The organism is Helicobacter pylori (assembly GCF_003636935.1).
GTDB lineage: Bacteria > Campylobacterota > Campylobacteria > Campylobacterales > Helicobacteraceae > Helicobacter > Helicobacter pylori_CH.
Genome location: NZ_MVVH01000021.1, coordinates 1 through 9,165 on the forward strand (window position 1 = coordinate 1; position 9,165 = coordinate 9,165).

Annotated in this window: 6 protein-coding genes; 2 read left to right on the plus strand and 4 right to left on the minus strand. The window is 40.3% G+C overall.

Going from position 1 to position 9,165, the window contains the following annotated elements; all coding sequences use genetic code 11:
* Positions 1-176: 176 nt before the first annotated feature.
* The 4 genes from EAL87_RS07805 to EAL87_RS07820 form a co-directional block, all read right to left on the minus strand.
* Positions 177-2,624 carry a TonB-dependent receptor domain-containing protein gene (locus EAL87_RS07805; RefSeq protein WP_120914220.1) on the minus strand — a complete coding sequence of 816 codons (2,448 nt, stop codon included), beginning with the start codon at positions 2,622-2,624 and terminating at the stop codon, positions 177-179.
* Positions 2,625-2,800: 176 nt separating this feature from the next.
* Positions 2,801-3,232, minus strand: coding sequence for a Sua5 YciO YrdC YwlC family protein (locus EAL87_RS07810; protein WP_120914222.1), 432 nt, complete (start codon positions 3,230-3,232; stop codon positions 2,801-2,803).
* A 4-nt stretch (positions 3,233-3,236) separates the two neighbouring features.
* Positions 3,237-6,494, minus strand: a complete 3,258-nt coding sequence (carB, locus tag EAL87_RS07815) for a carbamoyl-phosphate synthase large subunit (RefSeq protein ID WP_120914224.1) — start codon at positions 6,492-6,494, stop codon at positions 3,237-3,239.
* Between the two features lie 100 nt (positions 6,495-6,594).
* Positions 6,595-7,287 carry a Bax inhibitor-1/YccA family protein gene (locus tag EAL87_RS07820; RefSeq protein ID WP_120841900.1) on the minus strand — a complete coding sequence of 231 codons (693 nt, stop codon included), beginning with the start codon at positions 7,285-7,287 and terminating at the stop codon, positions 6,595-6,597.
* A 144-nt stretch (positions 7,288-7,431) separates the two neighbouring features.
* Between EAL87_RS07820 and gap the strand changes: the two genes are divergently transcribed.
* Positions 7,432-8,430 carry a type I glyceraldehyde-3-phosphate dehydrogenase gene (gene gap, locus EAL87_RS07825; RefSeq protein ID WP_120914226.1) on the plus strand — a complete coding sequence of 333 codons (999 nt, stop codon included), beginning with the start codon at positions 7,432-7,434 and terminating at the stop codon, positions 8,428-8,430.
* A gap of 79 nt (positions 8,431-8,509) precedes the next feature.
* Positions 8,510-9,165: vacuolating cytotoxin domain-containing protein (locus EAL87_RS07830; RefSeq protein WP_205584690.1), on the plus strand; the 656-nt coding region annotated here is incomplete at its 3' end.

Below are 9,165 nucleotides of genomic sequence, written 5' to 3' on the forward strand. Positions count from 1 at the left end.
ATAGCATGAAGTTAAAATATTAATTAAAACCCACAACCTTATTTTATAAAAAATAACCCTTTATTGTAAATTGGTTTAAAATTAAAGGATTAAAATCATATATTTGTTACTTTTAAAGAATGTTTTATTTTTGATTAGATCCGCTACCCATGAAATCCTCATTTTTAGATCCATTATTAAAACTTATAAGAAACTTCAAATCTAGCGTTAAAGCCAGGCTCTGCCATGCCCCTTGCGTATTTGTCTTGATTGGGTTCATCAGGGCTCATCACCGGGCTTGCTTGATCAATATATTGTTGGTTAAAAACATTGTTAAACACCGCATTCAGGCTCAACCCTTTGAGTTTTTTGTAAGCGGGCTTGTAAGTGATAAAAAAACTGCTCACCCCATAGCCGGGTTTATGCACATGAAAAATCCCAGGCGTTTTAGGGCAATTGCTAGGCTGTCTGTCAATATCCGTAGGGCCGTTACGATAAGGGCTATAAGAGCAATAATCTAAATCGGTAACGAATCGTGAAAGCCAAGTGATGCTAAGGCCTGTGCGTGGGATTGTATAGCTTGCCGTTAAAATAAACACATTGCCGGTTGTGGCAGCCAATTCATACACATCAGCGATCAAACGCCCTTTTAAAGAAGGCCATGATCGCGCCACGCTCAAGCCTAAAGAAAAGCCCTTGTATTTAGCCGTCCCTGAAACTTCATAACCCGGCACATAAATAATATCTTGCGCGGGCAAGTTGGTTACAAAAAGCGTTGAAGAAAATTGATTGATGTAATTAGAAATCAATTGGACAAAACCGGCAGCCCTGAAATCAAAATACTCACTGCTGTATTCGGTGTTAAATTCCGCATTTTGCCCAATTTCTGGCTTTAAATTGCGGTTATAGCGCAAATTGTCTTGACGCATCCATACCAAACCTCCAGGCATAGGGCCTCTGGTTACATACGCGTAAGAAAGCCTGAAATTCAAATTTTCTAAAGGCGAGACATTTAAAGCCGCACTAGGGCTAAACCCTTGAGTTACGTGCAATTGCCAGTCTTTATCCACTAAAGTATAAACGTCATAACGAGTCCCTGCCCCTAAAGTAACCATAGGGTGCAAGGTGTAATTCGCTTGCGCATACACCCCAATTACATTCGCCGTAGCACCATTTCGTTGGCAACGCCCGTTCATGTTAGGATCATTGGGGCTTGTAACCCTTAAGCATGCATCAGGGGCATCGCCGGGCTTGACTAATTCGCTATTAGGGATCGCTTTATCAAAAGTGGTTAAGTTTTGGTAATTCAACCCGTATTCCAAAAGATTGTCATTTTTATGATCTATGGTGTGGATCACGTTCGCATTAAACCCGGAATTGATGATGAATAAATTTTTATTAGCGACCACAGATCCCCCTCCAAGGCTTTTAAAAGTGATGGAGCAGGTTTGTTTAGTAGCGTCATAAATGCCCCCTTGCGCCACGCATTGATTTTCTTCATTTTGAGAGAGTTGTGGGTTTGGGGTGAAAGGGATGATAGTCGCTATATCGTTAGGCCTAAAAAGCGGGTCAATTTGGACATTCCTAACGCTGGTATAGCCGTTGATTTTTAATTTAGGATCGCCAAAACGACTCCCCCCTTCTCTTTCATAGTTCAAACTCACATTATGCACTAAATTGACGCTATAAGTTTTAAACAAACTAGCGTCATTTTCAAACAAACAATCATCAGGGTTTTGTTCGTTAGGGAAAGCGTTAAAATCACCGCAAGAATAGGGTAAAAAAGTGCCTGTAAAATTCGCTCTTAAAGGGCGATTAGCGTTATCTCTAGTCATGTTATAACTGAGCATTAAAATATCCCTTTCGCTCAAATAACCATTGATCTTAGCCATCACATTGTTTTGCTCGCTAGGGCTTGCTGTAACTTTATTATTTTCTTTAGGGTCAAAAAGATTTTTCATCGCATTATCCCCATCACGATAATAGAAAATATTTTGGTGCGTGTAATACAAAAGCGCATCAAAATGATGGTTACGATAAGCACCCATCACGGTTTCTCGATCCCCAAAGTTGGTTAAAAAAGTTGCAGCCCCACTTATGGCGTAGTCTTTACCTTTAGGGATAAAATCGCTTGCGCTTCTAGTCTCCATTTTAATCGCGCCAATCAAAGCCATAGGCCCCGCGCTCGCTTGAGCCGCCCCCTTAGTAACCACCACGCTTTTGAGCATTCCAGGATCAATAATCGTATTGCCTTGATGCCCATAGCTCGCGCCCATTTGCGCCGCTCCATCCACCGTAACCCGAGCCAATCTGTCTTCAATACCGCGCACATAAATCTTTTGCGCTATCACCGCACCACCGCCCACATTGATGTTGGGGTTTCTTCTAAACATGTCGCTGATTTGGTTGGCTTGCCTTCTTTCTAATTCTTTACTTGAAATAGTTGTCTGATTGTTGTAATTAAAGATTTTAGCCGCTTGAGTGGTAACCTTGCCTAGAGTGTGTTGGGCGTTCTTTTCTTTATCTTTTTTTCTTTCTGTCTTTCTTTCTTCTTTTTCTTCTTCTTTGGCCTCTAATTCAAACATTCCCAATAAAGACAAAAAAACAGAAAAACTACAATACTTCCTAAAACGCTTGTCATTCATTCTTAAAATCCTAAATATGATAATAATTTCTCTTAAAAAATAAATGTGTTATTATAATCAAAAAAATATTACAATCACCTTAAAAGAGCTAGCCATTTTTAATAAACAAATGATAAACTTTTAGAAAAATCCCACAAAAACCCCTTTCAAAGCGCGCAGAATGCGAAAGGTCTTTTTTATCTTATTCTCACTTTTTTATTTTTATAAAGCCTGAATATTTTAGAGCTAGAGCTTTCAAACAAACCTCTTTCATCGCTCACAATCACATCAGCGAGACTAAAAGCGATTTCTTTATCATAAGCGCATTGGGTGAGGTTGGCTGAGGTGCTATAGAGCGTTTTAAAACGCTTTAAAAAATCCCCATGCCTGCCCCTAACCACACGAACGGCCTTAGAGTTAGGGTAAATAAAAGTGGTTTTAGCGCTTCTTCTAATGAGGCTTTTAAACGCATTGGGTGCACGCACTAGGCTTTTTAGGGTGCTAAAATCAGTGCTTTCTATTAAAACGCTTTGGTTTTTAGGGCGGCCTTTTAAGGCGTTGAGCTTTTCGCTGTCTTTAGAAAGCAATCCTATCGTGGTATCGCTTTGAACGAGATACACTAACGCCATCAAATTACTTCAAATAATCTTGTAAGGTTAACAACTCGTCTTTTTGAGAGCTTTCTTCTAACGCTAAAAGTAAGACTTCTATCGCGCTTAAAGTCGTGAAATAACTCACATGGTTTTTAAGCACAGAAGCGCGAATGAGTTTGGCGTCATCTTGAGATTTGTGATCGCTGGTGTTGATAGCCATGCTGATTTCCCCATTCATCATTAAGTCCATGATATTGGGGCGGCCCTCGGAGATTTTAAGCACTTTTAAAGATTTTACCCCGGCTTTTTCTAAGGCTTTATGCGTGCCTTCTGTAGCACACAATTCAAAACCCAACTGAACCAATCGTTTCATTAAAACGCATGCTTCTTCTTTATCCTTATCTTTAATAGAGACAAAAATAAGCCCCTTGTTTTTAATGGGGTTAAAGCAAGCCGTTTGCGCCTTGAAAAAAGCCAACCCTAAAGATCTAGCAATCCCCATCACTTCGCCGGTGCTTTTCATCTCAGGTCCTAAAATCAGATCCGATCCATAAAGTTTATTAAAAGGGAAAACCGCTTCTTTTAAGGCCACAAAATGGGGCATTTTAGGCTTATAAACGCCATTAGAATACTCTACTATATTTTTTTTATCATAGAACTTCAGGGCTTCTTTCAAATCTTCTAATACCATAACCCTAGTCGCTACTTTGGCTAAAGGAACGCCTAAAGCCTTGCTTAAAAAAGGCACGGTTCGGCTGGCTCTGGGATTGACTTCAATCAAATACAGCGCGTTTTCATATACGGCAAATTGGATATTCAATAGCCCTACCACGCCTAAATGCAGAGCGATTTTCGCGCTCACCCGCTCAATTTCATCTAAAATTTCAGCCCTTAAAGTGGAAGGGATAAAGCATGCAGAATCGCCTGAATGGATACCCGCCTCTTCAATATGCTGTAAAATGCCGGCAATATAGACCTCTTGTTTATCGCAAATAGCATCCACGTCTAATTCCACCGCTTTTTCTAAAAACTTATCAATGAGGAGCGGGTTTTTAGGGCTGATCTCTAAAGCATGCGTAACGCTTTCTAAATAATGGTGCAGTTCTTCAATATTTTCTAAAATTTGCATGTGTTGGCCGCCTAGCACATAACTAGGGCGCACAATGATAGGGAAACCAATCACATTAGCGATGCTATAAGCTTCATCAACGCTTTTAGCCATGCCGTTTTCAGGCTGCTTGATGTCAAGCTCTTTTAAAAAGAGGGAAAATTTTTCCCTGTCTTCTGCAATATCAATCACCTTAAAAGGCGTGCCAATAATGGGGGCTTGCATTTTGGCTAAATCTTTAGCGAGTTTTAAAGGGGTTTGTCCCCCAAAATGCACGATAATGCCATCCACGCGCTCCCTTTGAATGATGCTTTTCACGCATTCAAAATGAATGGGTTCAAAATAAAGCGTATCGCTGGTATCATAATCCGTGCTAACGGTTTCTGGATTGCAATTGAGCATGACGCTTTTAATGTTCAAATCTTTTAAAGCAAAGCTCGCATGCACGCAACAATAATCAAATTCAATGCCTTGACCGATGCGGTTAGGCCCAGAGCCTATGATTAGGATTTTCTTTTCTTTCTTGTCTTGTTTGTTTTCAACAGGGGGCAAAGGGTTAGGGGCATAGGTGGAATACAAATAAGGCGTGAGCGATAAAAACTCCGCCGCGCAAGTGTCCACTTCTTCAAAATTGGGTGCGATTTGTAAATTAGATCTAGCTAATTCCACTTCAAAAGGACTCACCTCTAAATTTTCATTTTCTTTGATTTTAGCGGCAATCCTAGCATCGCTAAAGCCTAAATTTTTAAGCCCTCTTAATTTTTTGGCGTCCGTTAAAACGCTAGAATTGATGCCTTCTTCTGCTTTGACTAGCTTTTGAATTTGAGATAAAAACCACCTGTCAATCTGGCACAATTCAAACACTTCATCAACGCTAACGCCGAGCCTGAACGCATCAGCGATATAAAGCAAGCGTTTGGGATTGGGCCGGCGGATTTCCTTTTTTATTATTTCTAAATCTTTGCTTAACGATTCAAACCCTAGCCAATTGTTTTCCAAAGAGCATAACGCTTTTTGTAAGGCTTCTAAGAAATTCCCCCCTATCGCCATCACTTCGCCAATGCTTTTCATAGAAGTCCCTAAAGTGCTAGAAACACCGGCAAATTTTTCAAACGCAAAGCGAGGGATTTTCACCACGATATAATCCAAACTAGGCTCAAAACTCGCCGGGGTGTTGGTAATATCGTTTTTAATTTCATCTAAGCTAAAACCCACCGCAAGCATGGTAGCGACTTTTGCAATAGGAAACCCGGTCGCTTTTGAAGCTAATGCGGAGCTGCGGCTCACCCGTGGGTTCATTTCAATCACAACCATTCTTAAAGTCTCTGGGTGGATCGCAAACTGCACATTGCTTCCGCCCGTATCCACGCCAATTTCTCTCAAAATCGCAAAGCTCGCATCGCGCATGCGTTGGTATTCTTTATCGGTTAAAGTAAGGCTTGGAGCGATGGTGATGCTATCACCGGTATGAACGCCCATGGGGTCAATATTTTCAATACAGCACACAATGATGCAATTATCCTTGCTGTCTCGTATGACTTCCATTTCATATTCTTTCCACCCCAACAAGGACTCTTCAATCAAAATTTCATTAATGGGCGAAGCGTCCAGGGCGTTTTTAGCCAATTCTTGAAACTCTTCAATATTATAAGCGACCCCACTCCCTCCCCCAGCCAGCGTGAAACTCGCTCTGATAATGGCTGGAAAACCAATTTCATTAATGGCTTCTAGGGCTTCTAACTCGCTATAAGCGTAACGCCCTTTAGGCAAATCCATCCCGATTTTTAACATCGCTTCTTTGAAAGCCTGCCTGTCTTCGCCTTTTTTGATCGCTTCAATCTTAGCCCCTAAAAGTTCCACGCCTTCTAACATGCCCTTTTGGTGCATTTGCATGACCGCATTCAAAGCGGTTTGCCCGCCCATTGTGGGTAAAATAGCGTCAATTTTTTCCTTTTTGATGATAGCGGCGATATTTTCTCCAGTGATGGGTTGGATATAAGTTTGATGAGAAAATTCAGGGTCAGTCATCACGGTGGCCGGGTTAGAATTGATTAAGATCACTCTATAACCTAAAGATTTTAAGGTTTTACAACTTTGAGTCCCTGAGTAGTCAAATTCGCAAGCTTGCCCGATCACAATAGGGCCTGATCCTATTAGTAGAATGTTAGAAATATCGGTGCGTTTAGGCATAACTCATCCTTAAAGAAAGAATATAAAATGAAGTGTTATTAGTTTTAAAATATTTTTTAAGTCGGATTTTTGCGTGGCGTCCCCCCCCTATTTTTTCAAACTATTTGTCTCTGTCTGAAAAAATACCAATAATTTGCAAGATAGAAATAAAGACATTCAAAAAGTCTAAATACAAGCTCACCGCCGCATCAATGGGACTATCATACATGCCTTTAACGATGTTTTGGGTGTCATAAGCGATGTAAAGACTGAATAAAATCGCACTCGCTCCCGCAATGACAACCTGGAACATGGGGCTACCCAAAAACAAGTTAATGAGCGAACACACCACCACCACGATCAAAGCGATAAAGAGCATTTTACCCATATTCGCTAAGTCGTTTTTAGTTTTAAGGGCATACACGCTCATCAAACCAAAAACAATAGTCGTCATGCCTAAAGCTTGCCAGATCGCTCCCAAACCAGCTTTTGCAATCACCATACCCAACAAAGGCACTAGAGTAACCCCTGATAATGAAGTGAAAGCAAACAGCATGAATAGATTCAATCCGGGTTTGGATTTAGAAAACATCAAACCAAAAAGCGCCGCAATTTCAGCGATAAAAAACACCCATTTATACTGCACTACGGCTTGAAAGTTCATTAAACCCAGTAACGCCCCAATAGTCGCTAATAACAAACTACCCGCAAAGAACTTGTAAGTCGTTTTAACAAAACCCACCAGCTCGCTTTCATGCAATAAAGAATTTTCTGCATACGCATTACGAGAATCAGCTCTGTCATACAATGCCATGTTTTACTCCTTGAATTTCAACTTAATAAATAATTTTAATTAACCCTACAGATAGGTCCAATATAATAGCGCAAAATGTAGTAAAATACCAAACAAAACCCCCTAAAATTGAAATTGAAGTCTGAAAATAGGATAATAGTTACGATGAAAATTTTTATCAATGGATTTGGCCGCATTGGGAGATGCGTTTTAAGAGCAATCTTAGAGCGCAATGATACAAACCCTGACTTAGAAGTGATAGGCATCAATGACCCTGCTAATTGGGAAATTCTCGCTTATCTTTTAGAGCATGACAGCGTGCATGGGCTGCTCAATGAAGAGGCGCGTTACTCTAATGGTAAGCTTATTATCGGCTCGTTAGAAATCCCTGTTTTTAATAGTATCAAAGACTTAGAAGGCGTGGATGTTATCATAGAGTGTTCAGGGAAGTTTTTAGAGCCTAAAACGCTAGAAAATTACCTTTTGCTTGGGGCTAAAAAGGTTTTATTATCCGCTCCCTTTATAGGCGAATACGATGAAAAACAATACCCTACTTTAGTGTATGGGGTCAATCATTTTCTCTATCAAAACCAAGCCATTGTTTCTAACGCCTCTTGTACGACTAACGCTATCGCGCCCATTTGCGCGATTTTAGATAAAGCTTTTAATATTAAAGAGGGCATGCTAACGACTATTCATAGTTATACGAGCGATCAAAAACTCATTGATTTGGCCCACCCTTTGGATAAACGGCGCTCCAGAGCAGCTGCAAGCAACATTATCCCCACCACCACTAAAGCCGCTCTAGCCTTGCATAAAGTTTTACCCAACCTCAAAAACAAAATGCATGGGCATAGCGTGAGGGTGCCTAGCCTTGATGTGTCCATGATAGATTTGAGTTTGTTTTTAGAAAAAAAGGCTCTCAGAGATCCGATCAATGATTTATTGATGGAAGCTTCCAAAGGGGTTTTAAAAGGCGTGTTAGAAATAGATTTAAAAGAAAGGGTGAGTTCTGATTTTATTTCTAATCCGCATAGCGTCATTATCGCGCCTGACTTGACTTTCACGCTAGAGAATATGGTCAAAATCATGGGGTGGTATGATAACGAATGGGGGTATTCTAATCGTTTGGTGGATATGGCGCAATTTGTGTATCATTATTGAGTCATTTTGCGAATCTTTTTGAGCTTGTTTAACATCAAGTTGTATAATGTGGGATTTACAAAAACGATTGGAGTTTTAAATGGCGTTTAAAAAGGCTAGATTGATTTCTAGGTTTATTTCAAAGAGATCTTTCAAATTGAATAAGGTCTCAAAGAAATTTTTCAAATTGAATCAAATCTTAAAATGTGAAAAGCCCTTAAAACGCCATAAAAAAACAAAATCCATTGAAAAGCCCTTTAATAAAAACAAATCTTTTTTAAAAGCTTCGGTTTTATTGATAGGAGCGTTGGGGGGATTATCCCACCTAAGGGCTAACGAATGCACTTATTGGTCATGGTCGACTTGGAGTTATCATGACAATATTGAAAGCGGTCCTAATTCGCCCACGCACAACTCCTATTGTCTTTTTAGTAGCGCTCAAGGCTCTGGGACTTATTATTTAAACACTCTTACCACTTATAGCGCTGGGGGGGATAGCTTCACGCAAAAATTCAATAACGGCACGCTTGATATAGGGGGGAATATCCGTTTTGGAGGCATAGGTATTAATGGGGGTGATGTAGGCTATATCACGGGAACTTATGACGCTCAAACGATTAATTTTAATTCTAGCCATATCACAACCGGAAACTCCTATTCTGATGGCGGTGGGGCCACGCTCAATTTCAATGCAACTAACAATATCACTATCAATCAAGCGAGTTTGGATAACAGCCATGCAGGGACGCAAAAATC

Bases quoted from the DNA above. Each gene is read 5' to 3' on its own strand.
- EAL87_RS07805 (WP_120914220.1), bottom strand. From the start codon at position 2,624: ATGAATGACAAGCGTTTTAGGAAGTATTGTAGTTTTTCTGTTTTTTTG.
- EAL87_RS07810 (WP_120914222.1), bottom strand. From the start codon at position 3,232: ATGGCGTTAGTGTATCTCGTTCAAAGCGATACCACGATAGGATTGCTT.
- carB (WP_120914224.1), bottom strand. From the start codon at position 6,494: ATGCCTAAACGCACCGATATTTCTAACATTCTACTAATAGGATCAGGC.
- EAL87_RS07820 (WP_120841900.1), bottom strand. From the start codon at position 7,287: ATGGCATTGTATGACAGAGCTGATTCTCGTAATGCGTATGCAGAAAAT.
- gap (WP_120914226.1), top strand. From the start codon at position 7,432: ATGAAAATTTTTATCAATGGATTTGGCCGCATTGGGAGATGCGTTTTA.